The organism is Tsuneonella sp. HG249, assembly GCF_053819205.1.
Genome location: NZ_JBSOQY010000001.1, coordinates 1,367,165 through 1,394,101 on the forward strand (window position 1 = coordinate 1,367,165; position 26,937 = coordinate 1,394,101).

Consider the following 26,937-nt stretch of genomic DNA (forward strand, 5'->3'; position numbering starts at 1 on the left):
GGGCTAGGGCACGTGCAAGAATGGGAACCGGGTTGGAATCTTCGGCGATGCGAAGCAGGCGTATCAACCACATCGCCGGCGCGATTGTGGTGCTGCTGCTGGTCTATGCGTGGATCGACGGCGGGGAGGAGCCGCTGCACCCTATCGCCGAGCCCGTTGCTGTGCCGGAGACTGTGCAGTGACGCGTACGATGTTGATCGGAGGCGCGGCGGCGTTGGCCCTGGTGTCGGGCCTCGCGCTGGCGCAGAACGCGCCCGAGGATCTGCTTCCGCCGGGCTTCGACGACCCGGCTCCGGCACCCAGTCCGTCGCCCCGACCGACGAGTTCTGGCCAGCCGGCCCAACCACAGCCCAACTCGACGTCGGTGCCGGTCATCCAACCGATTCCGGGCGCGGGTGGTGGAGGGGCCGCCGCCAGCCCAATCGCTGACCTGACCAACTTCGACGGCAAGCTGCCGACGCTCGAAGAGCTGGAACGCATGTCCACCGACGAGTTAGACGAACTGCTTGGTCTCAAGCCGAAGGTCGACATCCCGCCCGGCGCGCGGCGATCACTGCTTCAAGTGGGGATTTTGGGGCCATCGGAAGGCGGTCTGCCCGCACGTTCCCTCGCAAATCAACCGGCGTCGCTTGTTCGGGCGGCGCTCAGCGGCACATCGCGCCCCTTGGTTTCGCGCTGGGGCCATATTTTGTTGCGACGGGCGCTTGCCAGCCGGCTGGATGCGCCGCGCGGCATGGATCCGGTGGAGTTTGCCGCTTTGAGGGTGGCGGCACTTAATGCGATGGGCGAATTCGCCGCGGCGCGGGCCTTGGCGCAAGACATCGACACCGCCAACTGGAACCCCATGCTGACCGGCGCCGCGCTCGATGCCTACATCGGCACCGCAGACCTCGTCGGAGCCTGTCCGGCTGTGAAGCTGCAGGGGGACCGCCGTGAAGACGGCAACTGGAAGCTGCTGCAAGGCATCTGCAATGCCTATTCAGGTGAAGCGGCGCGGGCGAAGAACGACCTTGAAAGGATGCGCTATCGCGGCGACGCTCCCAACATCGATGCTCTCCTCGCGCAGCGTTTCGCCGGCGCAGCCGGGCAGGGACGGGGCGCGGTCACGATCGAGTGGAAGGGGATTGAAGAGCTCACCCCGATGCGCTTTGCCCTTGCCAATGCCGTTGGAGAGCCGGTGCCGGAGAACCTGCTCGATAAGGCATCCCCGTACTACAGCCGGGTATCGGCGACGGCGCCGATGCTCTCCCTTCCACAGCGTGTTGCAGCGGCTGAGGTTGCCGTGCGTGAGGGTATCCTGTCGTCGGCGGCGATGATCGACCTCTATTCGCAACTCTACGGCGAAGAGGAGATCGAGGGCCCAGTGGCTACCGTAGCCGAGCGTCTGCGGCAGGCCTACGTCGGCGCGGACGGCGCTGCCCGCCTCGCGGCGATCCGCGACGTCTGGAACGGGCTGGGCGGGCCAGGAGGCGCGATCGACTATGCGCGCCTCGTGCTGACCGCCTACGCCGCGGCGCGGGTCGAACCGAGCGAGGACCTGGAGGGCGATGCCGGCTCCCTCGTCGCATCGATGCTCGCCGCCGGACTCGAACGGGACGCGCTACGCTGGTCCGCCGCCGTGCCCGAAGGTAGCGTCGCCTGGGCTCAGCTGGTCTTTGCCGCTCCGAACCGCGAGCCCGTGTCGTCAAGCGCGATCGACGACTTCATCGGCGACGATTCGAGCGACGAGCAACGCCGGTCGCAGTTTCTGGTAGCCGGTCTGGCCGGGCTGGGTCGAATGGACCAGGATGACGTCGCCGGTTACTCAGCGGATCTCGGCATGAGTCTCGCCTCGCAAACGCGCTGGACTCGGGCAATTGCTGCTGCGGCAGCGGTGGACAACCAAGCTCTCGTGGCGTTCCTCGCCGGGCTTGGGATGCAGGGAGAAGGCTGGGAACGGATGACCGCCCGCCACCTCTACCACATCGTCTCGGCACTCAATCGGGTGGGCCTGTCAGCGGAGGCGCGAATGATCGCTGCGGAGGCGGTCGCGCGCGGCTGATGTCCGCGGCGGTCGACGAGTTTCTTGCCATGCTCGCCGCCGAGCGGGGAGCGGCGGTAAATACCCTGGCCGCCTACCGCCGAGATCTCGAACAGGCTGAGGTAGCAGTCGGAGACCTGGCGACCTCCGATGCAAAGGCGCTGGGAAGGCTTTCCGTAATCTGGGCCGCGCTTGCCCCCTCGAGTGTCGCGCGAAAGTCTTCCGCCTTGCGGCAGTTCTACGGTTTCCTTTTTGATGAGGGGTTGCGAGACGATGATCCGAGCGGTGCCCTTCCGCAGCCGGCGGCCCGGCGTCCGCTGCCGAAGATTCTCAGCCACGAGGAGATAAGAGCCCTCTTTTCCCAAGCAGAAGACGAGACCGCGAGCAATCGCCCCGAGAGCGTGCGAATGCTCGCGCTTATCGAGATGCTGTACGGCTCGGGCTTGCGCGCCACCGAACTGGTTTCGTTGCCCCGTTCCGCCGTTCCGCGCGATGCACCGCTAGTGACCGTCATGGGCAAAGGTGGCCAGGCGAGAATGGTCCCGATCAGCGGTCGGGCTCGAACAGCCCTGTCGCGTTGGCTCGCGGCGCGTCCGGACGGGAGGTATCTGTTTCCTTCGCGTGGCGGCGCGCACATAACCCGGGTGCGACTGTTCCAGCTCATCAAGGGCCTGGCCGCCAGGGCGGGGATAGCGCCGGAGCGAGTGAGTCCGCACGTCCTTCGCCACGCGTTCGCCACCCATCTGCTGGAGGGCGGGGCGGATCTCCGCGTGCTGCAAACCCTCCTGGGCCATGCCGACATCGCCACCACGCAGATCTATACTCACGTCGAGTCGGCGCGGCTGGTGGCCCTGGTCAACGAACGGCACCCGCTTGCGCGCGGCGCCGCACCCGACTAGCGCCGCGCGATGCAGTCCTATCTCGAATTCGAGAAGCCGGTGGCCCAGCTCGATCGACGTATCGCCGAATTGCGCGAGGCGGCGGCGGGCGACGAGGTCGACATCACGCTGGAACTTTCGCGCTTGGAAGCCAAAAGCGCCGAGCTGCTTGCGGCGACTTACGGCTCGCTCACTCCCTGGCAGAAAACGCAGGTCGCGCGGCATCCTGCCCGCCCCCATTTCCGCGACTATATCGAACACATCTTCGAGGACTTCATACCTCTAGGGGGAGACCGCCTCTACGGCGACGATCAAGCAATCATGGGCGGGCTCGCGAAGCTGGGCACACGCAAGGTTGTGCTGATCGGTCATGAGAAGGGCCACGACACCGAGAGCCGCATCCGCCACAACTTCGGCATGGGCAAGCCGGAGGGGTATCGTAAGGCGACCCGGTTGATGGAGTTGGCTGGGCGCTTCGGCCTGCCCGTGGTGACGCTGGTGGATACCTCGGGCGCGTTCCCCGGCATCGAGGCGGAAGAACGCGGCCAAGCCGAAGCGATCGCCCGTTCGACGGAAGCTTGCCTCGCCTTGCCAGTACCGATGGTGGCGACTATCGTGGGCGAGGGCGGCTCCGGTGGTGCGGTCGCGCTGGCGAGCGCGGAGCGTGTTCTTATGCTCGAGCATGCTGTTTACTCGGTGATTTCCCCGGAAGGGTGTGCATCCATCCTTTGGCGCACGGCCGAAAAGGCGCCCGAGGCGGCCGAGGCCATGAAGGTCACTGCGCAACAGCTCGAAAGGCTGGGCGTGATCGATCGCATCATCCCCGAGCCTGTCGGCGGCGCGCACCGCGATCCACGGGCGATGGCTAAAACCCTCGGCGATGCGATCGGCGAGGAACTCGATGCCCTCGCTGGCCTCCCTAGCCACGACGTACGCCGGTTGCGCGAAGAACGTTTCCTCCGCCTCGGCGCGGGCTGAGGCCGGCCTGCAAGGGAACCAAGCCCGCAAGCTGCGGGTTTCCAAGGCCAGAAAACAAACCGCGGCGTGCGGTGGGTCGCCGCTCGTGCCTTGGAGAATACAATGACAGCTCATCGCAACCACGCGCGCCTGGGCGCGCTGATGCTGGGAGCCGCCTCGATCGTGATCGCCGGTTGCGCGACCACCGCCGAAGCGCAGACCGCCCGGACCGCGACTTCCATCTCCGCGGCCGAAGCCAGGCAGGGGGCTGAAGCGCACCCGCAGCTACTGCAGGAATTCGGGGGCGCGATGACCGGTCCTCAAGCGCAGTATGTCGCCGACGTGGGCAAGAACATCGCCGTGCGCTCCGGACTTTCAGGCGCACGCGACGCGTTCACCGTCTCCCTGCTCAACAGCTCGGTCAATAACGCCTTCGCCATCCCCGGTGGGTATGTTTACACCACCCGCCAGCTCGTCGGTTTGATGAACAATGAGGCGGAGCTTGCGGGCGTGCTGGGCCACGAGGTGGGGCACGTCGCGGCCCGCCACTCGCAGCGGCGGCAGAAGGCGGCCACCAGGAACTCGATTCTCGGTGTCTTGGGGCAGGTTCTGGCCGGTGCGGTGCTCGGCAACAGCCAGGTCGGACAACTGCTCACGCAGGGCATCGCGCAGACTTCGCAGATGCTGACTCTCAAATTCTCCCGCAGCCAGGAACTGGAGGCCGACAAGCTTGGCATTCAGTATCTGCGCAGCGCCGGTTACGATCCGCATGCGATGGCGACGGTGCTCACAAGCCTGGCCATGCAGAACGCGCTCGATGCCTCGCTTCAGGGCCGCAACGACGCCAGGATACCCGAGTGGGCCTCGACCCACCCCGATCCCGCCGGTCGTGTGCGGAACGCGAACTCGCTCGCCGGAAATGTGACCGGTCTAACCAATCGCGACACTTTCCTGGCGCGTATCGACGGCCTCACCTACGGCGACGACCCGGCACAGGGCGTCATCGAAGGCCGCCAGTTCATCCACCCCGATCTGCGCCTGACGTTCACCGCGCCCAGCGGCTTCTACATGGTCAACGGTACGCGCGCGGTCTCGATCAACGGCCAGAGCGGGCAAGCGCAGCTCACCACCGGGGCCTATAACGGCAATTTGGAGAACTATGTGCGGCAAGCCTTCGCCGGGCTAAGCCAGCAACAACAGATCGCACCCCAGACGCTTCAGCGAACGACGGTCAATGGACTGCCGGCGATGTACGGAATATCGCGGGTAAACTCGGGCAACGGCCAGGTCGACGTAGTGGTGTTCGCCTACGAGTTTTCGAACAGCCAGGCGTATCACTTCATCGGGATAACCCAAGCGGGCCGTTCGAGCGTGTTTACGCCAATGTTCAATTCGCTGCGCCGTATCACGGCGAGCGAGGCCGGTCAGGTAATACCGCGCGTGATCGACGTGGTCACTGTCGGCCGGAACGATACTGTGCAGTCGCTGGCCGCACGCATGGCATACAGCAACGCGCAGGAGCAGCGTTTTCGTGTGCTCAACGGACTGAGCGCCAACCAGAGCTTGGCGGTAGGTCAGAAGGTGAAGGTGGTCGTCCGCGGCCGTTGACAAACTGCGCGCAACAAAAAGGGCGACGAGATCGCTCTCGCCGCCCTCGTTGTCGATTTGGAAGAAAGGCTTAGTTGCCCTTCGCCATCTCGGTGCTGACCTTCCCGAAGGTGGTGCTCAGCTGGTTGCCAAGGCCCTGCATGGCGGCGATCGCGGCAACCGCGATCAGAGCAGCAATAAGGCCGTATTCGATGGCAGTGGCGCCCGCTTCGTCGCGGACGAGATTCTTGATGAACTGCATGTGACGTCTCCTGGTCAGTCTTCGCTACCCGGCCCTGGCCGCACCCAAATCACGGCGTCGGGCTGTTGTGTGAGATACGGATCGGTAGTTGAGAAATTCCTAATCGATCCGACCTTACTTCGATGCTTCCGCCATCTTGCTGGCAACACCGTTCCACATTGCTATGGAAGTGTTGCCGAAGTTTTGGACAGCCGCGAGCATGGCGAGGAAAATCAACGCCAAGATCAGGCCGTATTCGACGGCGGTGGCCCCCGAAATGTCGCTGGCAATCGCCTTTAGGATCTTGCGCATCGGCATTGGTTCTTGTCCGTCAAATACTGCCTGACGGTTCGGTTTTGGACGCGCCGGGTTAAGAAAAGGTTTCCGGGAAGAACGCAGTTGGAAAAGAATCCGACATGGATTGTAGTTGTTGCTGGAGCACTCTCAGACAAGAATGGGCGGCTGCTTGTCCAACGACGCCCGGCAGGCAAGCAGCATGGAGGCCTGTGGGAGTTCCCTGGCGGCAAAGTAGAGAAGGGGGAAAGCCCGCGCGCAGCGCTGATTCGCGAGCTTAACGAGGAGCTAGGGATCACCGTCTCGCCGTCCAATCTCGCGCCGGCCGCCTTCGCCGAAAGCCAGCCGGCAGCTGGCGATCCTGGCATTGTCATCCTGCTTTACAGAGTTGCCGATTTCGAGGGGATGCCCGTTGCAGAGGAAGGAAGCTCCATCGGGTGGTTCTCGCTCGAGCAAATCGCCGAGCTGCCGCTTCCACCGCTCGATTTGGCGCTCTTATCGGGTCTGCAAAGAGGCGAGCGATAGGGATTGCCAAGCTTTCGCCCCGTCCCTATGTGCCGCCCTCCAACGCGCGCCCGTAGCTCAGCTGGATAGAGCATCAGACTACGAATCTGAGGGTCGGACGTTCGAATCGTTCCGGGCGCGCCAATTACATCGGGCCATTTCCGCTAGGGGGTGGCCCGATGTGATTCTGGCCGAGACCTTGCGCGGAACCGCCGCAAGCTTAACCTGTTTCACCTGAAAAGACCCGAAGGGGCAAAGGGGGGAACTTGGCCGACGGAAGCCAACCATCGGACGTCACCGAATTCGACGACGGCTCGACCGAGCCGGGCGTCTGGCGGTTCGCGCGCGTGGATCGTGCAACCGTGATCGTGGATGCCGAAGACTATTTCGCTCTGATGCAGAGGGCGATGCTCAAAACGCGTCACCGGATCATGTTGGTTGGGTGGGACTTCGACACCCGTATCCATCTGGCCGTCGGTCGCCGCTGGTTCAGCCGTCCCTTCCGCCGCAAATATCCCCGCCGGCTGGGCAGTTTTCTCATCTGGCTGGCGCGGCACCGAAAGGGCTTGGAAATCGGCATCCTGAAGTGGGGGCTGGGCGTCTTCCAGTTCGTCACGCGCGGCTATATGATTGTGGATGTGCTGCGCATGGGCACGCACAAGAGCATCACGTTCAACTTCGATAATCATCATCCGGTTGGATGTTCGCATCACCAGAAGATCGCTGTGCTTGACGACAAGCTGGCGGTGTGCGGCGGCATCGACATGACCATGGACCGATGGGACACGCGGCAACACCAAGAGCACGATCGCCGGCGTCGGCGGCCCCACGGGCGCAAGTATCGCCCCTGGCACGATGCCACCATGATGATGGAGGGCGAGGCCGCCCGCCAGCTCGGCCTGCTCAGTCGCGAACGGTGGAAGCGAGCCGGTGGCGAGGCGCTCGGTTCGGTTAAGATTCCAGGCGAAAGCCTCTGGCCCGATGATTTTCCCGTCCAGTTCGAAAACGTAGAGATCGGCATCTCGCGAACGAGTGCTGAGTATGATGGCCAGCCCGAGGTGCGCGAGGTCGAACGTTTGCTGCTTGACCAGATAGCATCCGCCAAGCGGTTCATCTACTCCGAGAACCAGTATTTCACCTCACCTCGCATAGCGGAGGCGATAAGCGCGCGGCTGCAAGAGGACGACCCGCCCGAGTTCGTGCTCGTTCAACCGGACGCCGCCGACGGGTGGTTGGAGCAACAGGCGATGGACCACGCCCGCAACTGCCTCCTCCATTCGATCGAGCAAATCGACCACAAGAAGCGTTTCGGGTTGTTCGTCCCGTACACCGGCGAGAGCAAGATTTATGTTCATGCGAAGTTGACGATCTTCGATGACCAGATTCTCCGCATCGGTTCGGCGAACTGGAACAACCGCTCAATGGGGCTCGATTCCGAGTGTGACGTGTTCATTGACTGCGCAAGGCCCGGCAACGCCCATGCTTGCGATGGAATAGCTGCGCTACGGCGCTCGCTCCTGGCCGAACATTGCGGCCTCGAAGAGGCGGAAGTCGCCCGGCTACTCGAAGCGGACGATTCGATGCTCAGGCTGATCGAGACGCATGGTCGCAAGAATAGCCGCCAGTTGCGGCGCTTTCTTCCGCCCGAAGTCGGCGCGATCGAAGAGACGCTGGCGGGTTCGCAATTGCTCGATCCTGAGCGGCCGGATGAAATGTTCGAACCGTTTGCCAAGGGCGGGCTGATGAAGCAGGGCAGCCGGGTCAGACGCGCGTGGGCGCGGGCGAGGAAGAGGTTTCGTCGATGAGCAGTTTTGTGGGCCCGGACGAAGACGTCGACGATGGCAAGGTGCCGGTGCCCAAAGAGGTGCAGGCGGCCATCCGCACCTTGATCGAGTGGGCGGGCGACGACCCCACGCGAGAGGGCCTGCGGGACACTCCCAAGCGCGTAGCCCGCGCATGGAAGGAATACTGCCTCGGTTATGGAGAGGATCCGGCCTCCCACCTGTCGCGTGTTTTCGAAGAAGTCGGCGGATACGACGAGCTCGTTTTGCTCAAGGACATCCCTTTCCAGAGCCATTGCGAGCACCACATGGCTCCGATCATCGGCAAGGCGGCGATTGCCTACATGCCGACCGATCGCGTCGTCGGTATCTCGAAACTGGCGCGGGTGCTGCACGCCTTCTCAAGGCGACTGCAGGTGCAGGAACGTCTCACGGCAGAGGTAGCGCACTGCATCTATGAGCACCTGCGTCCCCATGGAGTGGCAGTGGTGATCGAGGCCGCGCATAGTTGCATGACCGCGCGCGGGGTGCGCACGCCGGGGGTGACGATGGTCACCAGTAAACTCGTGGGTTGCTTCCTCGACGACGAGCGCAGCCGCAGCGAAGTGCTTAGGCTGATGGGATATTAAATCGGCGGACGATGGTCGCGGCCGCCAGCCAGACCAGGAAGCCGGCCCCAAGGTCGACCACGTAGTGCCCCCCGATCGGGATAGTCGAAACGATCACTCCCGCCGTCCATGCTACTCCCGGCCAGCGCAGGCGCGTGTCCCACAGCGCTTGAGTGGCAAGCAAGGCGAGTATCGTATGGAACGAGGGGAAAGTGACCAGCCCATTGAGGTCGGCTAACCGCAGCACGTTTGGGCCGCCGCGGAAGTGAGAGAAAGCTTCCAGGTGATAGATGCCTGCGCCCGCGGGCAGTCCAGCGCCTTGCAGGTCGCCCATTCCCAGGAAAGTCATCGCTCCAACGGCTGGCATTGCGATCGACAAAAGAGCCACCGCCTGCATCGATATCACCGCGGTGCCGGTCAACTCCCACGCCTTGGCCGGCGCGTCGAAAATCAGGGCCAGAGCAATAAGCCCGACCACGAGGACCCCCGAAGCGTTGTAGGCCGAAGCAAGCGCATCGATGAGCGAGGGATGTTGTGCCATCGACCGCACGGTCTCATCGACGTGCAGGCCCATGGCGGCATCCACTGCGGCCAAGGTTTCGTCGGTGAGGGGAGCGCCCAGCCGCAAACCTGCGTTGGAAATAATTCCACAAAGCATGAGCGCGATGGTGCCCACTCCGACGATCCCAGCCGAGTGGGCTAACCGCTTGTCGGGATATCGGTGCCAACACCAGCCGGCGAGGGCGAGCATGGCCGCCGCGAGCAGGACGAAGCGGAGGAAGCCACCAACCTCGATATGCATACCCGCGGCGACGATTATGATGAATGCGGCGACCGCGGCTAAAGCGAGTGTTGCGGTGATGACAGCGACGAGAGGCGACGAACGCGATCGTCGCACTGCTGAAGATCTTCCCGGATGGAGATCGAGGGATGCGGCTTGGTCCACGCCGCTGGCGCTATCGAGAAATGGTTTCGATCGGGTGAGGATCGCCCGGAATTGATCGGTTCGCAATCGACGCAGGTGTGTTACGCAAGGCCCATTCTTCGGGGGCGCGGCAGTGACATCAGGCGGAACGATTCTCGTCGTGGACGACGAGGTACTCATACGGATGACCGTGCTCGAGGAGCTCGCAGACGCGGGTTATTCGTGTGTGGAAGCGGCAAACGGCAAAGACGGCCTGAGGATGCTTGCTGAGCGCTCGGATATTGCCTTGCTTGTTACCGATGTGGGATTGCCGGACGGAATGTCAGGCCGTCAGCTTGCCGATACCGCGCGGGAATCTCGGCCCGAATTGCCGATCCTCTTTATCACGGGGTACGCCGACCAGGCTGCGCTCGCCAAAGCCGATGGGGTAGGCGGCGTGGCGGTTCTAACCAAACCCTTCCGAGTGGAAGAATTGCTCGCCACGGTTCGCCAATTGCTTGCGGAATGAAAAAGGCGCCGGACCGCTGGCAAGCGATCCGGCGCCATTCCATTCGGTGGCTGGACTTAAAGCTGGCCGAGCATATGCTCCGCGCTCGAGACAGAGAAGTCGCCCGGCGCTTCCACATTGAGTTCCTTTACAATACCGTCCTCGACGATCATCGAGAAGCGTTGGCCCCGCTTGCCAAGGCCGAACGCCGAGCCGTCCATCGTAAGCCCAAGAGCTTCGGCGAATTCGCCATTGCCGTCGGCCAGCATGGTAATGTCTTCGCTGCCCGAAGCCTTGTTCCAGGCGCCCAGGACGAAGGGATCGTTGACCGCCGTGGCAACGATCTCGTCCACGCCCTTGGCCTTGAGGTCGTCAGCCTTGTCGACGAATCCCGGCAGATGCCGTGCGGAGCACGTGGGAGTGAACGCGCCCGGCACAGAGAACAGCGCCACCTTCTTGCCTGCGAAATAGTCGGTGCTCTGAACCGCCTCGGGCCCGTTTTCCGTCGCCTTGACCAGTTTCACGTTCGGCAACCGGTCGCCCACGTTGATCGTCATCCCATTGATCCTTTCGCTTCCAACTCGGCGCGGAGATAGCGCTGCGAACGCCCCGCGCAAGGGCCCAGCGACTTGGTTAAATCGGCTTCACTCTGGTCGTTTAATTCCGGGTAAACGATTCTGGATCAGTCTTCCCACAGGCGGGCAGGGGTGCCCGCTGACAGCGGACGGGGTGGGTCTGCAATAGGGAGCACTGGGGTCATGGGGAAATTCAACAAATTCGCGGCCGTTGCGGCCGGAGCGGCGGCACTTGCCGCCGTTTCGCAGCCGGCAGCGGCAGCGGTGTCGCCGAACGACGCAAGCAAGCTTCGCCAACTCGACATTATGCTGATGGTGACGTCGCTGCGCTGCCGGTTCGGGGCCGACAACTTTCAGCCCGATTACGAGCGATTTGCAAGCAACCACAATCCGCTGATGCAGGACGCCTTCCGTTCTTTGCAGGCGGACTACACAGCGCGCATGGGACCGGCCCGGACCAGGAAGGCGCTCGACAGCATTAGCGTGGGGATGGCCAATAGTTATGGCCAGGGCCATCCTTGGCTCGGCTGCGGCGAACTTAAGGCAATGACAAGGGAACTGGCCGGCACACGCGATCACCTCCGGCTGGTGGCAGCGGCCGACGAGGCCCTTGCCGCGGCTCCACGAGCGGCACCGAAGCTCGCCTCGAGCCAGTAACGCCCTTTTTGAAAGCTTTGGAGAGGGCGGTCCCGCAAGGAGCCGCCCTTTCTTTTTGCGTGCTAGGATCGACATATAAAGGAAGCTTTATATTTGCCATCCGCCTTCGTGGACGCTAGGGGCGCGCCATTCCGAATCTGGAGAGTTCACGTGGCCACTTCCGCCGAGACCCTGACCCGCGATTATGTCGTCGCCGACATCAAGCTTGCCGACTATGGCCGCGACGAGATCGCCATCGCCGAAACCGAAATGCCCGGGCTGATGGCTTTGCGCGAAGAGTATGGCAGCGCCCAGCCGCTCAAGGGTGCCCGGATCACCGGGTCGCTGCACATGACCATCCAGACGGCCGTGCTGATCGAAACGCTGACAGCGCTCGGCGCCGAAGTGCGCTGGGCGACCTGCAACATCTTCTCCACCCAGGACCACGCGGCCGCTGCGATCGCGGCGAGCGGCGTTCCGGTCTTCGCGATCAAGGGTGAGAGCCTCGCCGACTACTGGGATTATGTCGGTCGCATTTTCGATTGGGGCGACACCACCGCCAACATGATCCTCGACGATGGCGGCGACGCCACCATGTTCGCCCTGTGGGGCGCGCGGCTGGAAGCGGGCGAAACCATGCCCGAGCCTACAAATGCCGAAGAGATCGAAATGCAGCGGGCGCTGAAGGCTTTTGCTAAGGCCCGTCCGGGCTACCTCACCGAAACGGTGAAGACCATCAAGGGCGTCTCGGAAGAAACCACCACCGGGGTCCACCGCCTCTATCACCTTGCCAAACAGGGCAAGCTGCCGTTCCCCGCCATCAACGTGAACGACAGTGTTACCAAGTCCAAGTTCGACAACCTGTACGGCTGCAAGGAATCACTGGTCGACGCAATCCGCCGCGCGACCGATGTCATGCTCGCCGGCAAGGTCGCCTGTGTCGCCGGCTTCGGCGACGTCGGCAAGGGCAGTGCCGATTCGCTCCGCAACGGCGGTGCCCGCGTGATGGTCACCGAAATCGACCCGATCTGCGCGCTGCAGGCGGCGATGGAAGGCTACGAGGTCGTAACGATGGAACAGGCGGTGAAGCGCGCCGACATCTTCGTCACCGCCACCGGCAACGAGGATGTGATCACCGCCGAGCACATGAAAGCGATGAAGAACATGGCCATCGTGTGCAACATCGGCCACTTCGACAGCGAGATTCAGATCTCGGCACTCGACAACTACAACTGGAAGGAAATCAAGCCGGGAACGGACTTGGTCACCTTCCCCGACGGCAAGCAGATCCTCATCCTGGCCAAGGGACGGCTAGTGAACCTGGGTTGCGCGACGGGTCACCCGAGCTTCGTCATGAGCGCGAGTTTTACGAACCAGACGCTGGCCCAGATCGAACTGTTCACAAACCCGGACCAGTACGAGAATCAGGTCTACGTGCTGCCGAAGCACCTCGACGAAAAAGTCGCCGCGCTGCACCTTGAGAAGCTTGGCGTTATGCTAACGCAACTCAGCCAGCGGCAGGCCGACTACATTGGCGTGCCGGTAACCGGACCGTACAAGCCGGATCACTACCGTTACTGAGTTGCATCGCGCGGGCCGCCCGCATAGCTGACCGCGCATGCAACTAAACCCCACCGCTCTCGCGCTCATCGGCCTGTTGCTGGCTGTTTGGGTTGCGGGAGCCGCGTGGGTGATCATCGCTGCCAGCGGCAAGAGCCGCCGCGCCGAGGCGACGCGCAAGGCCGCCAAGCGAATGGCGCGCCTCATCGACGAGGCCCCGGCCATTCCACTGATCGTACGCGCTGACGGCCGTATTGAAGGCAGCGAACGGCTGGCCGGCTGGCTTGGATTACCAAGGCTTCCTGAGTATCTCAGCGACCTTTCGAGCGGCAAGGGTGGGAAGGGGCTGTCCGGGGACCAGCTCGCCGAACTCTCGAACCACGTTAGCCGCACCCAGAAGACCGCCGCGCCATTCCGTATGGCATTGACGCCGCCGGGTTCCCAACGGAGCCTCGCGGTACGTGGAGTGCTCGCCGACCCGCAAGTCTCGCCGGGCGGTTCGGCGCTGCTCTGGATCTTCGACTTCTCGGAAAGCGAGAGCGAGCTCGCTCGCCTCCGCGCCGATGCGGCGCGCGCCGAGGGCGACTTCGCCGCACTCGTCGGCCTGATCGAAGCGGCGCCGCTGCCGATGTGGTTTCGCGCGCCTGATTCCCGATTGAAACTGGTCAACCAGGCATATGTACGTGCGGTGGCGGGAGATAGCGCCGAAGCGGTGGTGGAAGCCCAGACCGAACTGGTCGAGCCGGTCGACGGGTTAAGCGCGGCGCAGATCGCCGGGCAAGCGGCGCAACGCAAGGCTCCGATCGAGCGAGTGGTGGCCGCGACCATCAACGGGCAACGCCGCTCGCTGCGCGTCAGTGACTTACCCTTGGGTGACGAAGGCGTCGCCGGCTACGCTGTCGATATCGAGGAGATGGAGGAACAGGCGCGCAATTTCAGGGCCTTCCGCGAAGCCCAGCGCCAGATGCTTGATCAGCTTTCCGTAGGCGTCGCGCAGTTCGCGCCGGACCGGAAGCTCGTATCGGCCAACCAACCGTTTCGGCGCATTTTCGCCATGCGCCCGGGTGCCAACGAGGACCTCGAATTCGAACGTCTGCTGCGCGAGGCGCGCGAGGCGGGCCGCACGCCCGAAGTGCGCGACTTTCCGACATGGCGCGCCGAGCGGTCAGAGTGGTTTTCGGCCGACGACGCGGTCGAAGAAGCCTGGCCGCTCAGCGACGGCACACATCTCCGCATCGTGGCCCAGCCCATGCCCGATGGCGGATTGGTGCTGATCGCCGAAGATCGCACTGAGAGCCTCGCGTTGTCGGCCACCCGGGACACCCTGCTAAGGACGCGAACGGCGACGTTCGACAGCCTGTTCGAGGCGCTCGCGGTGTTCGCGCCCGACGGTCATATCCAGCTGTGGAACCGCCGCTTCGCCGCGGCCTGGGGCCTCCCTCAGGACCAGCTGGAGGGCCACCCGACTGCCGATGAACTGGTCGCCAAGATTGCGCCGCTGCTGGACAACCCCAAGCAAGGCAAGGGGATCGGTGATGTCGTCCGCGGCGCGACGCTCGATCGCAAGCAGACAGGCGGCAGGGTCGCGCTGGCAGACGGGCGCACGCTAGAGATTGCCGGCGTCCCGCTTCCCGATGGCAACGGGTTACTCACGGTGCTGGATATCACCGACTCTCAGATGGCGGAGGATGCCTTGCGCGAGCGCGCCCAGGCGCTTGAGGCCGCGGACGAGGTCAAGACCCGCTTCCTCGCCAACATGAGCTACGAATTCAGGGTGCCCTTGACCTCTATCAGCGGATTCGCGGAACTGCTCGAGGCAGGCGTTGCCGGCGACCTGACGCCTCAGCAGCACGATTATGTGGCGGCGATCATCGAATCGGTTCAGCGCCTGACCGGTCAGGTCGAAAACGTTCTCGACCTGTCGCAGAGCGAGGCTGGGCTACTGCCGCTGGCGAAAGAGAAGCTCGACCTTCTGCCGTTTGTCACCCAAATCGTGAGGGATCGCGAGGCGGCGATCGTCGGCGCTGGGCTCAGCCTAGATCTCCGAGGAGGAGGGACGGCTAAAGTGGAGGCCGACCCGCGCCAACTCGGCCGCGCGATCGGCCATCTTCTCGACAATGCGATTGCCGCGACACCGGACGGCGGCAAGCTCCTCGTCGATCTCTCCCGCAAGAACGACGGGGTGCGCATAGTCATCTCGGACAATGGAAAAGGCATGACGCGCGATGAGTTGCGTCGAGCTCTTGAGGGGCTGCACACGGGAGTCGACGGGAAGGCAGAACGCCGCCAGGGCCTCGGAATACCTCTGGCTCGTCAGTTGGTGGAGGCCCACGGCGGCACCCTCGAAATCGTCTCGCGGCGAGGGGAAGGAACCTTCGCAACAATCCATCTGCCGTGACGATCGATCTTCCAGGCCTCGCAGCGATGATTGCTTACGGCGCGCGCCTCGCGGCGCAATTGCGGGTGGGGGACGTAGTGGCGCTCTCGGGCGGGCTCGGTGCGGGCAAGACGACGCTGGCCCGTGCGGTGATTGCCGCGCTGGGGCACGAGGGCGAAGTTCCCTCGCCGACTTTCACCATTCTCGAGACATACGAACATCTCGATCTGCCGCTCGTGCACGCCGATTTCTATCGCTTGAAGGATCCGAGAGAGGCCGAGGAACTGGGGCTCGACGACTATCGCGAAGGCGCGGTGCTGCTGGCCGAGTGGCCGGAGAACGCCGGCGGCTTCGATCATGAGCCGCAATGCCTGAAAATCACGTTGGAAACCCGTGGGCAAGGGCGGGTGGCGATTGTCCAGCCCGGTGCGGATTGGCTAGGGCGCCTGCCATGAATGCGCTGCCCGCCGGCCTCACCGACTTCCTCGACCGCGCCGGATGGTGCGAGGCCACGATCGAGCCGATTCCGGGCGACGCCTCCTTCCGGCGGTACTTCAGGGTGCAACATGACGGACGCAGGGGCATGCTCATGCACGCGCCGCCCCCGCACGAGGACCCGCAGCCGTTCCTGGACGTCGCCGAGTGGCTGACCGAGCACGGTCTGCATGCCCCCGCGATCTTCGCCTCGGATGCAGGTGAAGGCTGGGTGCTGCTGGAAGACTTTGGCGACGACCGCATGCGCGACTGGCTCGACGTGCATTCGGACGAGGAACTCGGCGCTTACCGCACGGCCATCGACGCGCTGGTGGAGCTTCATCGCAAGCCGCCCGGCCCATTCGCGCGGTATGAGATGGACGTCTACCAGCGCGAGGCGGGCCTGCTTCCCGAATGGTATTGCCCGGCAGTGGGCCTGGAAGTCGATGGGGAAGGGTACGTAGCTGCCTGGCAAGAGGCTCTCGAACCTTTGCTCGCCCGCCAGAATCCGGGCGTGACCGTTCTGCGCGACTATCACGCCGAGAACATCATGCTATTGCCCCAGGGGCAGCAGGGCCTGATCGATTTTCAGGACGCGCTGGTCGGGCATGCCGCCTACGACCTCGTCAGCCTGCTGCAGGATGCACGCCGCGACATATCGCCCGATCTGGAGCGGGCCATGCTCGACCATTACCAATCCCAAGTCGACGCCGGGCCCGATTTCGAAGCCGATTACGCGCGGCTCGGCGCGCAGCGGAACGCCAAGATCGTCGGCATATTCTCTCGTCTTTACAAGCGCGACGGCAAACCGCGTTACCTGTCGATGATCCCTCGCGTCTGGGCGGCAATGGAACGCGATCTGGCGCATCCGGCGCTGGCGTCGGTGGCGGGGTGGTTCGATGCCAACATTCCGCGGCGCCTGCGCGACGAATTCGGCGGGACGATCGCGTGACGCTGGCCAGCGACACCGCGATGGTCATGGCCGCCGGTCTTGGCAAACGGATGCGGCCGCTGACGGCCAGCCAGCCCAAGCCGATGGTGCGTGTCTCGGGCAAGCCGCTGATCGATCACGCCCTCGACCGGCTGGCGGAAGCGGGCGTGGCGAAGGCGGTGGTCAACGTGCACTACCTGCCCCAGCCGCTCGAAACGCATGTAATGAAGCGCTCGATTCCGGCTGTTACAGTGTCCGATGAACGTGGACAGCTGCTCGAAACGGGCGGCGGTATGATGAAAGCGCTGAAAGCAGGCCTGCTGCCGGACCCTTTCTTCTGCCTCAACGCCGACAATATCTGGCTCGACGGTCCGCGCAACGCGTTCGCGGACCTTTCCGCGCACTGGAATCCGGACTTGATGGATGCGCTGCTGCTGGTCGTGCCGCATTCGCGGGCGATGAACTTTCGGGGAGCAGGCGACTTCCACATGGATGCGCTGGGCCGCCTGTCGCGCCGCAAACCCGGGAGGATCGCGCCGTTCATATACACCGGCATCCAGCTCGTCTCGCACCGGCTGCTGCGCGACGCTCCCGAGGGGCCGTTCGGGACCATGACGCTTTGGGAGCGAGCGATTGAGGAGGGGCGCCTCTACGGCGCGGGTTTCACCGGCCAGTGGTTCGAGGTCGGCACGCCCGAGGCCATCAGGCCGACCGAGGAGGCGCTGGCGGGTGGCTGAGCGCTTCCGATGAGCGAGCGCGGGCCGCAAGTCCATTCGATCGCGGCCCACCGCGGGTTTGCCGATGCCCTTGTTGCCGGGCTGATCCCGCGGTACGCCGAGCCCGACTTCGGCCTCGCCAGGCTGACGCTCCTGCTTCCCTCGAGCCGTGCCGCGCGGACGTTGCAGGAGGCATTCGTCCGGGCGTCGGGTGGCGGCCTGCTCATGCCGCGCATGGCCGTGGTCGGCGACCTCGACCTCGACGAGACGCTGGGCACCCTGCTCGATCCGCTGGGTGCGGCCGACATTCCCCCCGCTGTGGAGCCGACCCGTCGATGGCTGCGGCTGGCGGCTCTGATCCCGGAGGCGATGGCGGCGCTCGGTGGGCGCGAGCCCCCTCGCGGCGCCGCGCTGCTCAAGCTGGCCCAGCAGTTCGCGCGCACGATGGACCGCCTGCTGGTCGAAGACATCGCGCCCGACGAGCTATGGCAACCGCGGGTTATCGAGGCGATGCTCGACCAGTCGGCGCACTGGATCGAGGCATCCAAGCTGTTCGCGGCGGTCCAGGCCTTGTGGCGCGCCGAACTCGAAGCCACCGGCACGATCGACGCGGCCGGGCGCCGCAACCGGCTGTTCGAGCATGCCGCGCGCCGGTGGGAGGCTTCGCCGCCGGCCACGCCGGTGGTCGCGGCCGGCGTCACCAGCGCCGCGCCCGCGCTCGCCCGGTTGCTCCGGGTCGTCAGTCAGCTGCCTCGCGGTGCGGTGGTGGTCCCGGACCTCGACCTGGCGATGCCCGGCGAGGTGTGGGAAGAGCTCGGCGCGGCCGGCGCGCGCGACAATCCCGACGATCCGCCTTTCGCGCCGAGCGATGCCGTCACGCATCCCCAGTATCACCTGAAGCTGCTGCTTAACCGGATGGGCGTCAACCGGGCCGAAGTGCAGCCCTGGCACCGCCGCGGGCCCGCCGCAGCTTCGCCCGAGCGCAGCCACGCGATCTCCGCCTTGTTCCTGCCGCCGCAAGCCAGCAGTCTGTGGGTGGACCTGCCGCCGGAGAAGCGCCGGCTGGCGGGCGTGCGGCTGATGGAAAGCGCCAACCCGGAAGCCGAGGCGCAAGCGATCGCCCTGCTCATCCGCGAAGCCGTGAACATGCCCGCGAAGCGCGTAGCTCTGGTTACGCCCGATCGCGGGCTGGCGCGGCGGGTCGTCGAGCACCTCGCGCGCTGGAACCTGGCCGCCGACGATTCGGCCGGCCGCCCGCTTTCCGAAACCACTGCAGGGCGTCTGCTTCTGCAACTGGCGCAAGTTGCCGCGCAACGAGCCGCCCCGGTGCCGCTGATGGCCGTGCTCGGCAACCCGCTGGTACGCATCGAGGGAGGTCGCGCCGAGTGGCTCGATGCCCTGCGCGCGTTCGACCGGCGGCTCCGCGGTCCTCGCCCCGCGCCGGGTCTCGCGTCGCTCGACGCGATCGCGACGGCGGCCAGGGTCGACGGCTGGTGGCGCGGGGTGCGGGCGACGCTAGCGCCGCTACTCGATGCCGTCGACCTCCCATTGGCAGACTGGCTGGACCGGCTCGCGACCGCCGGCGAAGCCTTCGCCGCGGGAGCGCTATGGAGCCGCGAGGACGGCCGCGCGCTTGCCGAGTTCGTCGAGGACCTTCGCCTGCACGCGCGCGAGGTGGGAACCCGTCTCAAGGCGGAAGAGCTTCACGCGGCCTTGCGCGATGCGATGGAGGCCGTGGCGGTCAGACCGCCTTACGGCGGCCATCCGCGAGTCGCGATCTACGGCCTCATCGAATCCCGCATGGCCCGGGCCGACCTCGTGATCGCCGCCGGGCTCAACGAGGGCACCTGGCCGACCCGGCCCGCGGCCGATCCCTTGCTGGCTCCGGCGGTGCTGCGGGCGCTCGGGGTGCCAGGTGCCGACTTCCGCATCGGTTTGAACGCGCATGACCTCGCCAGCGCGATGGGCGCGCCGGAAGTCGTCCTCAGTCGCTCGCGCCGGGACGAAGGCGGGCCCGCGATCGCGTCGCGCTTCCTGTTGCGGGTCCAGGCGCTGCTCGGCGAGCTTGGCGAAGCGCACCGCGAAGACGCCGCACCGCGCATGGCCTCGGCGATCGACGACGCGCCGCCGGCTCCGCGCTACCCCCAGCCGATGCCCGCGCCCTCGGCCGAGCAGCGCCGGATCGCGCTGTCGGTAACCGGCCTCGACCGCCTGCGCGCCGATCCCTACCAGTTCTACGCCTCGAACATCCTGCGCCTGCCCGAGCTGGAGGCGCTCGACGCTGAGCCCAGTCCGGCGTGGCAAGGCGAACTCGCGCACGCCATCCTCGAAGACTGGCACAAGACCGGGCGTCCGCTCGATGAACTGGCCGCCGAGCAGCTGGCGAAGATGAACCCGCACCCTCTCACTCGGGCGCTGTGGCGGCCGAGGCTGCTCAAGGCGCTCAGCTGGGTGGCCGAGCGGATTGCGGCCGAGCCCGAGCGCGTACCGGTGCTGATCGAGACCAAGGGCGAGCTCGACTGGCGCGGCACCAGGCTGACCGGAAGGATCGACCGGCTGGACCGGTTCGCCGACGGCACGTTTGCTGTGGTCGACTACAAGACCGGCCGGCCGCCCAGCGGGCAACAAGTGCAGCAGGGCTACGCGCTGCAGTTGGGAACGCTGGGACTGATGGTGGCGCGCGGCGCTTTCGGCGAGGTTCGGGGCACGGCGAGCCGCTTCGAATACTGGTCGCTCGGCAAGAACAAGGACGGCGATTTCGGCTACATCGAAACGCCGATCCTGGAAGGTCGCAAGCAGAAGGGCATCGCGGCCAGCGAATTCCTGCCCGAAGCGGAGCGTTACCTCGACGATGCGCTCGACCGCTGGATCCTCGGCTCCGAGCCATTCACCGCGCGGCTCAATCCCGATGCGCCGGGTTATGATACCTACGATCATTTGATGCGTCTCGACGAGTGGGTCCGGCTCGAGGATCCCGCGGCGTGAGCGGCAAGGTCTTTCCTCTCGCGGGTAACCAGGCGCAAGCGGTCGTGCCGGACCAGAGCGTTTGGCTGTCCGCGTCGGCGGGCACCGGCAAGACGCAAGTGCTCTCGGCCCGCGTTCTGCGGCTCCTGCTCCGACCGGGGGTCGCGCCGGGGCAGTTGCTCTGCCTCACTTTCACAAAGGCCGGCGCCGCCGAAATGGCCGAGCGGGTAAACTCCGTCCTCGCCCGGTGGGTGCGGCTGGAAGAGACCAAGCTCGGCAAGGAACTGGTCGACATCGGCGCGCCGAACGACCCCGCCGCCCGCGAGCGCGCGCGGACGCTGTTCGCGAGCGTGCTCGATTGCCCTGGCGGCGGGCTGCGGATCGATACGATCCACGCCTTCTCGCAATGGCTGCTGGCGGCGTTTCCCGACGAGGCCGACCTCATGCCCGGCACGCGGCCGATGGAGGATCGCGACCGCGACCTGCTCGCCCACGAGGTCCTCGCCGCGATGGTGGCGGACGCCGAGGAACGGGGCGATAGCGCCGCGCTCGCCCCGGTCGAGATGCTGAGCGAGCGAATGGGCCCGGCCGAGGTTCCGCAGTGGTTGATGCGTTGTGCCGCGGCGCGGGACATGTGGTTCGGCTCCGGGGCCTGGCAACCGCCGATGCGCGACCGTGTGATGCGGCTTTTCGGGCTTCCGGCGGATGCTGGCGAGGACAGCCTCGCCGAGCTTTGCGCCGACGGGACCTTCGACTGCGGCGCGTTACGCAGGCTCCTCGATGCGAACGAGGCTTGGGGCACGCCCACCGCGCAGACGACGATCGCCGCGATCGCCGACTTCCTGGCGGCGAGCGGGATGGGCAGGGTCTCCGCAGCCGGCCCGCTTGAATCGGCGCTGTTCACGCAGAAGGGCGATGTCCGGTCGCTCAAGAGCCTCGAGAAGCACGACCCCGATTACGCAGCGCATGCCGAGGCGGTCGCCATCTCGCTGACCACCCTGCGAGACCGGCGCGCGCTATTGGCGCTGGCGGATCTCGTCGTCCCGGCCCTCGAGATCGGCCGGCGCTTTGCGCTCGAATGGGAAGCGGCCAAGTCGCGCGAGGGCCTGATCGACTTCGACGACCAGATCCGCCGCGCCGCCGCCTTGCTGAGCAATCCGGCGATCTCGAGCTGGATCCGCTACAAGCTCGACCGGCGCTTCGACCATATCCTCGTCGACGAGGCGCAGGATACCAATGCCGAGCAATGGGCGATCGTTCGGGCGCTGACCGACGATTTCTTCTCTGGCGAGGGGCAGCGCGAAGGGGTTCAACGCACCTTGTTCGTGGTCGGCGATTACAAGCAGGCGATCTTCGGGTTCCAGGGCACCAGCCCCGAAAACTTCGCAGCCGCCCGCCGTTACTACGCGGAGCTGATCGATTCGCTGGCGGCGAACGATCGCACGGTGAAGCCGCTATTGCCGCTCGGTCTCGGGCGGTCGTACCGCACCTCGCAGCCGGTGCTCGACTTCGTCGACGCGACGATCGACACGATCGGGCGCGAGAGCTTCGGACTGGGACCAGAAGATCTCGTCGAGCCGCACGTAGGCTACCAACGGCCGGGTCTCGTCACATTGTGGCACCCGGTCAGTGCGCGCGAGCATGACCCGACCGACGAGGGCCCGGAAGACTGGCTGTCGGAACCCGAGCGAGCGATGGCCAACCGAATCGCCGATCAGGTCGCCCAGTGGCTGAAGGACGGGTTTCCGCTCGCCAAGGACGGGGGCCGCAACGCCGGTCCGGGCGACGTGATGGTGCTCGTACGCAAGCGCCGCGAGCTCGCCGGGTTGGTCGTCGCGCGGCTGCACGCGGCGGGGGTGCCGGTGGCAGGGGTGGACCGCCTGAGGCTCGGCGCGCCGCTCGGGGTCAAGGATCTCATGGCCGCGCTGCGCTTCGCCGCCCAACCGCTCGAGGACCTGAGCCTGGCGAACCTCCTGGTCAGTCCGCTGATCGGCTGGAGCCAGGACGACCTGCTCGAGCATGGCTATCGCGAGCGGGGGCGGCGCCTGTGGGATCATTTGCGGACCGGTGGCGCGCCGCTCCAGCAGCGGACGACCGCGAAGCTGCTCGATCTGCTGCGCATCGCCGATTTCGAACCGCCGCAAGCGATGTTGCGCTGGATGCTCGTGGGGCCGTGGCAGGGCCGCAAGACGCTCGTCGCGCGCCTGGGGCGGGAGGTGAACGACCCGGTCGACGAACTCCTCAACGCCGCCACCGCCTACGCGGCGGGAGATACGCCCAGCCTGGCCGGCTTCATCGCCTGGTTCGACGCGGGTGAGGGCGAATTGAAGCGCGAGAGCGCCGGCGGTGGCGGGCTCGTGCGGGTGATGACCGTGCACGGCTCGAAAGGTCTGCAGGCGCCGATCGTCATCCTCGCCGATGCGGCGGGCAACCCCGACACGTCGCGCGCCCGGGGCTTGTCGCTGCTCGAAGAGTTGCCCGGCGGGGAGGGGAGGAAGGTCCCGCTTCCGGCGCTGCGGAAGACCGAAAAGGCGGGGCCCGTGCTCGATGCCGAGGCGGCGGCGAAAGCGGCGGAGCGCGAGGAGCACTGGCGCCTGCTCTACGTCGCCATGACCCGTGCCGAGGAAGCGCTGTTCATCGGCGGCGCGCTCGGAAAGAGGGAAACCGAGCCCGCCGAAGACTCGTGGTACGCCCGTCTTGCGCCGTTGTTCGGCGGAGATGACCTCGCCGACCCGATCTGGGTAGCGCGGCGCGAATGGGGTGCGCTGGGCGACCCGATCCCGGCGGCACGGAGCGACGGTGGGCCCGAGGCGGTGGCAATGCCGGAGTGGGCAGTCACGCCGATTGGCCCCGAGCCCCGGCCCCCGCGCCCGCTGGCGCCGTCTTCCGCCGGCTCCGAACAGGGCGCCGATCCGCCGTTTCCGCCCGACGCCGCCCGCGAGGCGGCCCGGCGCGGCGTGCTCATCCACCGCTTGCTTGAGCGCCTGCCCGATGTGAAGCCTGGCAAGCGTTTGGCCACAGCCAGCGCCTGGCTGGCGCGTCAGGCAGCGGACCTTGCTGACGCGGACCGTGAGCAGATCCTGAGTTCCGCGTTGGCTGTTCTGCAGGACCCGGGCTTCGCGCAAGTGTTCTCGCCCGCCGCGCTCGCGGAGGTGCCGCTGGCGGCTACCGTAGGTGGACAGGTCATCGCCGGCACTGCCGACCGGTTGCTGATCGAACCGGCGCGCATCACGGTGGTCGACTTCAAGACCGCCCGCCGCCCACCGGCCCGTCTAGCGGATGTGCCGGAGAGCACGCTGCGGCAGATGTCGGCCTATGCCGCCGCGCTCGAGGTCATCTATCCCGGCCGCGAGATCTGCGCCGCGGTACTGTACACTCAGACGCCGATCCTCATTTCCATCCCGGCGGAGATGCTCGAGGCGCGCAAGAGCCTCTTGTCCACAATCTCGGAAAGCTTTCCGCCGCAACCGGTTGAGTGAGCCGCGCCAGCGCCTAGATTGGCGGAAACGACAAGGAGAATACCCATGGCGACCATCGCCGTCACCGACGCCAGCTTCCAGTCCGACGTGCTGGATTCCGCCAAGCCGGTGCTCGTGGATTTCTGGGCCGAGTGGTGCGGACCGTGCAAGATGATCGGCCCGGCGCTCGAGGAAATCTCCGACGAGCTAGCCGACAAGGTCACCATCGCCAAGATGGACATCATGGAGAACACTGGCGTTCCGGGCCAGATCGGCGTGCAGTCGATCCCGCTGATGGTTTTGTTCAAGGACGGCAAGCCGGTGGCGCAGAAGCTCGGCGCGGCGCCCAAGATGGCGCTCAAGAGCTGGCTCGAAAGCGAGCTTTAGTCGCTGCGCGCCGGCAAGATCGCCGCCAGCTGATCCCATAACCGCTCGCTCGCGGCGCCGAGCATGCCGGGCAACGCGTGCTCGTCGACCCGGTATGGGCGACCGTCGGGCCGGGCCACCTTGCCGCCCGCCTCGTTGACGAACAGCGTGCCGGCGGCATGGTCCCACGGCAGCGTGCGCTCGAAGATCGCGACGTCGTTCACCCCGAGCACTAGTCGTGGATACTGTTCGGCGGCGCAGCGCGGGATGTCGACAAGGGCATATTGCGGCTCGATAGCCGCGCGCACCGCCTCACGCCGCGCGGGTTGCATGTAGATCAGCGAGTTGGCGGCGAGGGGAGGGCACGCCCCGGTTTCGCGTGCGGTGACGGACTTTCCGTCGACAAAGGCGCCGCCGCCGAGATGCGCGTGGCAGAACCGGCCGCTGAGACAGTCGAAGATCCATCCTGCGATCGTCTCGCCGCCTTCGGCAAGCGCAACCAGGATGCCGAACGGCGGTTTGCCGGCGGCGAAGTTGTTGGTCCCGTCCAGCGGGTCGACGATCCAGCACAAATCGCGCCCCAGGCGGTCGAGCACCGAGGGATCGGCATGCGCGGCCTCTTCCCCGACCACGAAGGCTTCCGGGAGCAGGCCGGCGAGCCCTTCCGACAGAATTGCCTCAGCCTCGTGATCCGCGACCGTCACCACGTCGGGCAGCGTGCCGCTGATCCCCTTGCTCACGATCTGGTCGGTCGAAAGCTGTCGCCAGCGCGGCAGGATCGCCCGCTTGGTCGCGTCGCGCATCAACGCGTGGACTCCGACGGTAAGCGCCTCGCTCATAGCCCGCGCGTATCCGGGCGGAAGCCGTCGTGGCGCGGAGAGCCGTCACAGGCCTCGGCCCATGTGATCCGACTGCCGTAGAAGATGTGAAAGGCGGGCACCACATCCCCGGGCCGATCGAGCGTCGCGATCGAGAAGTCGATCGTTTCAGGCTGGTGGTCGACCTGCATGGCGAGCGGCGTGCCGCATTCGCGGCAGAACTTGCGGTGCCCGAAATCGCTCGACTTCACGGTTCCGACCCACTCCGCGCCTTGCTCGATGTGGTAATCGTCGACCGGCACGCTCGCGAAGGCCATCGCCGGGCTGCCCGAATTGAGCTGGCAAGTCCGGCAGTGACACCAGCCCGGATCGAACGGTGCGCTCGCCAGGCGATACCGCACCGCGCCGCAGAGGCATCCGCCAGTCCAATCCTCGTCGATCATCTCAGGATCGATAATCCGCGTTGATCGAGATGTATCCGTGGGTGAGATCGCAGGTCCACACCGTCGCACGCCCCTCGCCGAGGCCCAGGTCGACCGCGATAGCGATTTCGCGCTCTTTCAAATGCCTCGCCACCGGGTTCTCGTCGAATTCGGCCAGCGGCTGGCCGTCGCGCGCGGTCCAGGTGCCGCCGAAGCCGATCGACAGCTTGTCGCGGTCGGCGGGCTCGCCGGCCTTCCCGACCGCCATGACGACGCGGCCCCAGTTGGCGTCCTCGCCCGCGACCGCGGTCTTCACCAGCGGAGAGTTAGCCACGGCGAGGCCGATCCGGCGCGCGCTCTCGTCGCTGACAGCGCCAGTTACTGCGATCTCGATGAACTTCTGCGCGCCTTCGCCGTCGCGGACGACGAGGTGAGCGAGCTGACGGCAAACGTCGTGGAGTGCGGCCGCGAAGGCGTCCGCTCCGGGATCTTCGAACGAGGCGAGGGGGGTGTTGCCTGCCTGGCCGGTGGCAAAGGCGAGGACGGTGTCGCTGGTGGACGTGTCGCTGTCGACGGTGATGCAATTGAAGGTGGCATCGCTCGCGGCGGCGAGAATAGTCTGCAAGAAGCCCGGCTCGACCGCTGCGTCGGTGAACACATAGCCCAGCATCGTCGCCATATCCGGGGCGATCATGCCGCTACCTTTGACGATCCCGACAAGCGTCACCTTAGTCGCGCCCAGCATGGCCGTCGCGACGGCTCCCTTGTTAAAGGTATCGGTAGTACCGATAGTTGCAGCCGATTCCTCCCACGAACACTCAGGAGCAGCAAACACCGCCTCGAGCCCGGCTCGCGCTTTGTCCTGGGGTAGCGGCACGCCGATCACGCCGGTCGATGAGACGAAGACCTCACTCGGCTCGCAACCGAGATGGCCGGCCACTTGCGCCATGATTGCCTCGACCGCTTCGCGGCCGCGATAACCGGTGAACGCGTTCGAGTTGCCGGCATTGACGACCAGCGCACGCGCCTTGCCGAGTCGCACTTGCTCGCGTCCGAGTTCGACTTCGCTCGAACAGCATACGTTGCGCGTGAACACCCCGGCGACGGCGGTCCCCTCGGCGAGTTCGACGAACGTCAGGTCGCACCGGCCCCAGTTCTTGTAGCCTGCCCTGGCCACCCGCGGCGATGCTCCGGCGATTCGAGACACCTGCGGAAACGGAACCGCAAGCGGCGAACGTTGGATATCCATGGCATGGCGCATAAGCGCGGCATCGCTCGCCTGCAACTTGCCGAAATAACCGCCGCAGCATTCAAGCTTCGTTCACTTCGCTTCTGCAAATCACCCACGCAATCGACGC

The 26,937-nt window shown here is 65.7% G+C and carries 25 protein-coding genes and 1 tRNA gene; 19 read left to right on the forward strand and 7 right to left on the reverse strand.

The features are described from left to right. Positions 1 to 47 precede the first annotated feature (47 nt). From ACWPM1_RS06890 to ACWPM1_RS06910, 5 genes are all read left to right on the forward strand, one after another. A complete protein-coding gene (locus tag ACWPM1_RS06890) occupies positions 48 to 182 on the forward strand; it encodes a hypothetical protein (RefSeq protein WP_455694100.1) in 135 nt (44 codons plus the stop codon). Then, positions 179 to 2,041, forward strand: a complete 1,863-nt coding sequence (locus tag ACWPM1_RS06895) for a hypothetical protein (RefSeq protein ID WP_455694101.1) — start codon at positions 179 to 181, stop codon at positions 2,039 to 2,041. The genes ACWPM1_RS06890 and ACWPM1_RS06895 overlap by 4 nt, the downstream gene beginning before the upstream one ends. Further along, the gene (locus tag ACWPM1_RS06900; protein WP_455694102.1) at positions 2,041 to 2,919 is read left to right on the forward strand and encodes a tyrosine recombinase; all 879 of its coding nucleotides are present in this window, start codon (positions 2,041 to 2,043) and stop codon (positions 2,917 to 2,919) included. Before ACWPM1_RS06895 ends, ACWPM1_RS06900 begins: the two co-directional genes overlap by 1 nt. 9 nt (positions 2,920 to 2,928) lie before the next feature. Beyond that, positions 2,929 to 3,876 (forward strand): acetyl-CoA carboxylase carboxyltransferase subunit alpha, encoded by a 948-nt coding sequence (locus ACWPM1_RS06905; protein WP_455694103.1) that lies wholly within the window; start codon positions 2,929 to 2,931, stop codon positions 3,874 to 3,876. Positions 3,877 to 3,978: 102 nt separating this feature from the next. Further along, positions 3,979 to 5,463, forward strand: coding sequence for a M48 family metalloprotease (locus ACWPM1_RS06910; protein WP_455694104.1), 1,485 nt, complete (start codon positions 3,979 to 3,981; stop codon positions 5,461 to 5,463). A 70-nt stretch (positions 5,464 to 5,533) separates the two neighbouring features. Here ACWPM1_RS06910 and ACWPM1_RS06915 read toward each other — a convergent pair whose 3' ends face one another. Both ACWPM1_RS06915 and ACWPM1_RS06920 read right to left on the reverse strand, forming a co-directional pair. Next, a complete protein-coding gene (locus ACWPM1_RS06915; protein WP_455694105.1) occupies positions 5,534 to 5,704 on the reverse strand; it encodes a Flp family type IVb pilin in 171 nt (56 codons plus the stop codon). Positions 5,705 to 5,818: 114 nt separating this feature from the next. After that, positions 5,819 to 6,001, reverse strand: coding sequence for a Flp family type IVb pilin (locus ACWPM1_RS06920; protein ID WP_455694106.1), 183 nt, complete (start codon positions 5,999 to 6,001; stop codon positions 5,819 to 5,821). Between the two features lie 6 nt (positions 6,002 to 6,007). On the opposite strand from ACWPM1_RS06920, the gene ACWPM1_RS06925 reads away from it, so the two are divergent. From ACWPM1_RS06925 to folE, 4 genes are all read left to right on the forward strand, one after another. Further along, positions 6,008 to 6,502, forward strand: a complete 495-nt coding sequence (locus tag ACWPM1_RS06925; protein WP_455694107.1) for a (deoxy)nucleoside triphosphate pyrophosphohydrolase — start codon at positions 6,008 to 6,010, stop codon at positions 6,500 to 6,502. A gap of 46 nt (positions 6,503 to 6,548) precedes the next feature. After that, a tRNA-Arg gene (locus ACWPM1_RS06930) sits at positions 6,549 to 6,625 on the forward strand. Between the two features lie 122 nt (positions 6,626 to 6,747). Continuing rightward, positions 6,748 to 8,286: a phospholipase D-like domain-containing protein gene (locus tag ACWPM1_RS06935; protein WP_455694108.1), complete on the forward strand. Its 1,539-nt coding sequence runs from the start codon at positions 6,748 to 6,750 to the stop codon at positions 8,284 to 8,286. Next, positions 8,283 to 8,891: a GTP cyclohydrolase I FolE gene (gene folE / locus ACWPM1_RS06940; RefSeq protein WP_455694109.1), complete on the forward strand. Its 609-nt coding sequence runs from the start codon at positions 8,283 to 8,285 to the stop codon at positions 8,889 to 8,891. Before ACWPM1_RS06935 ends, folE begins: the two co-directional genes overlap by 4 nt. On the opposite strand, the gene ACWPM1_RS06945 is transcribed toward folE, so the two are convergent. Further along, positions 8,872 to 9,672: a phosphatase PAP2 family protein gene (locus ACWPM1_RS06945; RefSeq protein ID WP_455694110.1), complete on the reverse strand. Its 801-nt coding sequence runs from the start codon at positions 9,670 to 9,672 to the stop codon at positions 8,872 to 8,874. The two genes, folE and ACWPM1_RS06945, sit on opposite strands and share 20 nt — an antisense overlap. Positions 9,673 to 9,955: 283 nt before the next feature. Here ACWPM1_RS06945 and ACWPM1_RS06950 point away from each other — a divergent pair, with 283 nt between their 5' ends. Next, positions 9,956 to 10,303: a response regulator gene (locus ACWPM1_RS06950; protein WP_455694111.1), complete on the forward strand. Its 348-nt coding sequence runs from the start codon at positions 9,956 to 9,958 to the stop codon at positions 10,301 to 10,303. A 56-nt stretch (positions 10,304 to 10,359) separates the two neighbouring features. Here ACWPM1_RS06950 and ACWPM1_RS06955 read toward each other — a convergent pair whose 3' ends face one another. Further along, entirely contained in the window at positions 10,360 to 10,839 is a 480-nt protein-coding gene (locus ACWPM1_RS06955; RefSeq protein ID WP_455694112.1) for a redoxin family protein, read from the reverse strand. A 201-nt stretch (positions 10,840 to 11,040) separates the two neighbouring features. Between ACWPM1_RS06955 and ACWPM1_RS06960 the strand changes: the two genes are divergently transcribed. The 9 genes from ACWPM1_RS06960 to trxA all read left to right on the forward strand — a co-directional run bounded on the left by ACWPM1_RS06960 (position 11,041) and on the right by trxA (position 24,360). Beyond that, on the forward strand, positions 11,041 to 11,514 hold the full coding sequence (locus ACWPM1_RS06960) for an S-adenosyl-L-homocysteine hydrolase (RefSeq protein WP_455694113.1): 474 nt from the start codon (positions 11,041 to 11,043) through the stop codon (positions 11,512 to 11,514). 150 nt (positions 11,515 to 11,664) lie between these two features. Then, positions 11,665 to 13,074 carry an adenosylhomocysteinase gene (gene ahcY, locus ACWPM1_RS06965; RefSeq protein WP_455694114.1) on the forward strand — a complete coding sequence of 470 codons (1,410 nt, stop codon included), beginning with the start codon at positions 11,665 to 11,667 and terminating at the stop codon, positions 13,072 to 13,074. A 37-nt stretch (positions 13,075 to 13,111) separates the two neighbouring features. Further along, positions 13,112 to 15,451, forward strand: coding sequence for an ATP-binding protein (locus tag ACWPM1_RS06970; protein ID WP_455694115.1), 2,340 nt, complete (start codon positions 13,112 to 13,114; stop codon positions 15,449 to 15,451). Then, complete coding sequence (gene tsaE, locus ACWPM1_RS06975) at positions 15,448 to 15,885, forward strand: tRNA (adenosine(37)-N6)-threonylcarbamoyltransferase complex ATPase subunit type 1 TsaE (RefSeq protein ID WP_455694116.1); 438 nt, start codon at positions 15,448 to 15,450, stop codon at positions 15,883 to 15,885. The genes ACWPM1_RS06970 and tsaE overlap by 4 nt, the downstream gene beginning before the upstream one ends. Next, the gene (locus tag ACWPM1_RS06980) at positions 15,882 to 16,856 is read left to right on the forward strand and encodes an aminoglycoside phosphotransferase family protein (RefSeq protein WP_455694117.1); all 975 of its coding nucleotides are present in this window, start codon (positions 15,882 to 15,884) and stop codon (positions 16,854 to 16,856) included. Before tsaE ends, ACWPM1_RS06980 begins: the two co-directional genes overlap by 4 nt. A 20-nt stretch (positions 16,857 to 16,876) precedes the next feature. Next, positions 16,877 to 17,572, forward strand: a complete 696-nt coding sequence (locus tag ACWPM1_RS06985; protein ID WP_455695135.1) for a nucleotidyltransferase family protein — start codon at positions 16,877 to 16,879, stop codon at positions 17,570 to 17,572. A gap of 9 nt (positions 17,573 to 17,581) precedes the next feature. Continuing rightward, on the forward strand, positions 17,582 to 20,536 hold the full coding sequence (gene addB, locus ACWPM1_RS06990) for a double-strand break repair protein AddB (RefSeq protein WP_455694118.1): 2,955 nt from the start codon (positions 17,582 to 17,584) through the stop codon (positions 20,534 to 20,536). Further along, positions 20,533 to 23,994, forward strand: a complete 3,462-nt coding sequence (addA, locus tag ACWPM1_RS06995) for a double-strand break repair helicase AddA (RefSeq protein ID WP_455694119.1) — start codon at positions 20,533 to 20,535, stop codon at positions 23,992 to 23,994. The genes addB and addA overlap by 4 nt, the downstream gene beginning before the upstream one ends. Before the next feature lie 45 nt (positions 23,995 to 24,039). Beyond that, positions 24,040 to 24,360, forward strand: a complete 321-nt coding sequence (gene trxA, locus ACWPM1_RS07000; protein ID WP_455694120.1) for a thioredoxin — start codon at positions 24,040 to 24,042, stop codon at positions 24,358 to 24,360. On the opposite strand, the gene ACWPM1_RS07005 is transcribed toward trxA, so the two are convergent. From ACWPM1_RS07005 to argJ, 3 genes are read right to left on the reverse strand one after another with little or no spacing between them, the layout of a single operon-like run. After that, complete coding sequence (locus tag ACWPM1_RS07005; RefSeq protein WP_455694121.1) at positions 24,357 to 25,178, reverse strand: inositol monophosphatase family protein; 822 nt, start codon at positions 25,176 to 25,178, stop codon at positions 24,357 to 24,359. The two genes, trxA and ACWPM1_RS07005, sit on opposite strands and share 4 nt — an antisense overlap. After that, positions 25,175 to 25,600 carry a GFA family protein gene (locus tag ACWPM1_RS07010; protein WP_455694122.1) on the reverse strand — a complete coding sequence of 142 codons (426 nt, stop codon included), beginning with the start codon at positions 25,598 to 25,600 and terminating at the stop codon, positions 25,175 to 25,177. Before ACWPM1_RS07010 ends, ACWPM1_RS07005 begins: the two co-directional genes overlap by 4 nt. A gap of 1 nt (position 25,601) precedes the next feature. Then, positions 25,602 to 26,828, reverse strand: a complete 1,227-nt coding sequence (gene argJ, locus ACWPM1_RS07015) for a bifunctional glutamate N-acetyltransferase/amino-acid acetyltransferase ArgJ (protein ID WP_455694123.1) — start codon at positions 26,826 to 26,828, stop codon at positions 25,602 to 25,604. Positions 26,829 to 26,937: the final 109 nt, after the last annotated feature.

What these genes read in the sequence shown, in the direction of transcription:
- ACWPM1_RS06905 (WP_455694103.1), top strand. Translation starts at nt 2,929, where the DNA reads ATGCAGTCCTATCTCGAATTCGAGAAGCCGGTGGCCCAGCTCGATCGA.
- argJ (WP_455694123.1), bottom strand. Translation starts at nt 26,828, where the DNA reads ATGGATATCCAACGTTCGCCGCTTGCGGTTCCGTTTCCGCAGGTGTCT.
- ACWPM1_RS07010 (WP_455694122.1), bottom strand. Translation starts at nt 25,600, where the DNA reads ATGATCGACGAGGATTGGACTGGCGGATGCCTCTGCGGCGCGGTGCGG.
- ACWPM1_RS06960 (WP_455694113.1), top strand. Translation starts at nt 11,041, where the DNA reads ATGGGGAAATTCAACAAATTCGCGGCCGTTGCGGCCGGAGCGGCGGCA.
- ACWPM1_RS06970 (WP_455694115.1), top strand. Translation starts at nt 13,112, where the DNA reads ATGCAACTAAACCCCACCGCTCTCGCGCTCATCGGCCTGTTGCTGGCT.
- ACWPM1_RS07005 (WP_455694121.1), bottom strand. Translation starts at nt 25,178, where the DNA reads ATGAGCGAGGCGCTTACCGTCGGAGTCCACGCGTTGATGCGCGACGCG.
- ACWPM1_RS06945 (WP_455694110.1), bottom strand. Translation starts at nt 9,672, where the DNA reads ATGCATATCGAGGTTGGTGGCTTCCTCCGCTTCGTCCTGCTCGCGGCG.
- ACWPM1_RS06910 (WP_455694104.1), top strand. Translation starts at nt 3,979, where the DNA reads ATGACAGCTCATCGCAACCACGCGCGCCTGGGCGCGCTGATGCTGGGA.
- ACWPM1_RS06915 (WP_455694105.1), bottom strand. Translation starts at nt 5,704, where the DNA reads ATGCAGTTCATCAAGAATCTCGTCCGCGACGAAGCGGGCGCCACTGCC.
- ACWPM1_RS06980 (WP_455694117.1), top strand. Translation starts at nt 15,882, where the DNA reads ATGAATGCGCTGCCCGCCGGCCTCACCGACTTCCTCGACCGCGCCGGA.
- trxA (WP_455694120.1), top strand. Translation starts at nt 24,040, where the DNA reads ATGGCGACCATCGCCGTCACCGACGCCAGCTTCCAGTCCGACGTGCTG.
- folE (WP_455694109.1), top strand. Translation starts at nt 8,283, where the DNA reads ATGAGCAGTTTTGTGGGCCCGGACGAAGACGTCGACGATGGCAAGGTG.
- ACWPM1_RS06985 (WP_455695135.1), top strand. Translation starts at nt 16,877, where the DNA reads ATGGTCATGGCCGCCGGTCTTGGCAAACGGATGCGGCCGCTGACGGCC.
- ACWPM1_RS06890 (WP_455694100.1), top strand. Translation starts at nt 48, where the DNA reads ATGCGAAGCAGGCGTATCAACCACATCGCCGGCGCGATTGTGGTGCTG.
- addB (WP_455694118.1), top strand. Translation starts at nt 17,582, where the DNA reads ATGAGCGAGCGCGGGCCGCAAGTCCATTCGATCGCGGCCCACCGCGGG.
- ACWPM1_RS06900 (WP_455694102.1), top strand. Translation starts at nt 2,041, where the DNA reads ATGTCCGCGGCGGTCGACGAGTTTCTTGCCATGCTCGCCGCCGAGCGG.
- ACWPM1_RS06920 (WP_455694106.1), bottom strand. Translation starts at nt 6,001, where the DNA reads ATGCCGATGCGCAAGATCCTAAAGGCGATTGCCAGCGACATTTCGGGG.
- ACWPM1_RS06955 (WP_455694112.1), bottom strand. Translation starts at nt 10,839, where the DNA reads ATGACGATCAACGTGGGCGACCGGTTGCCGAACGTGAAACTGGTCAAG.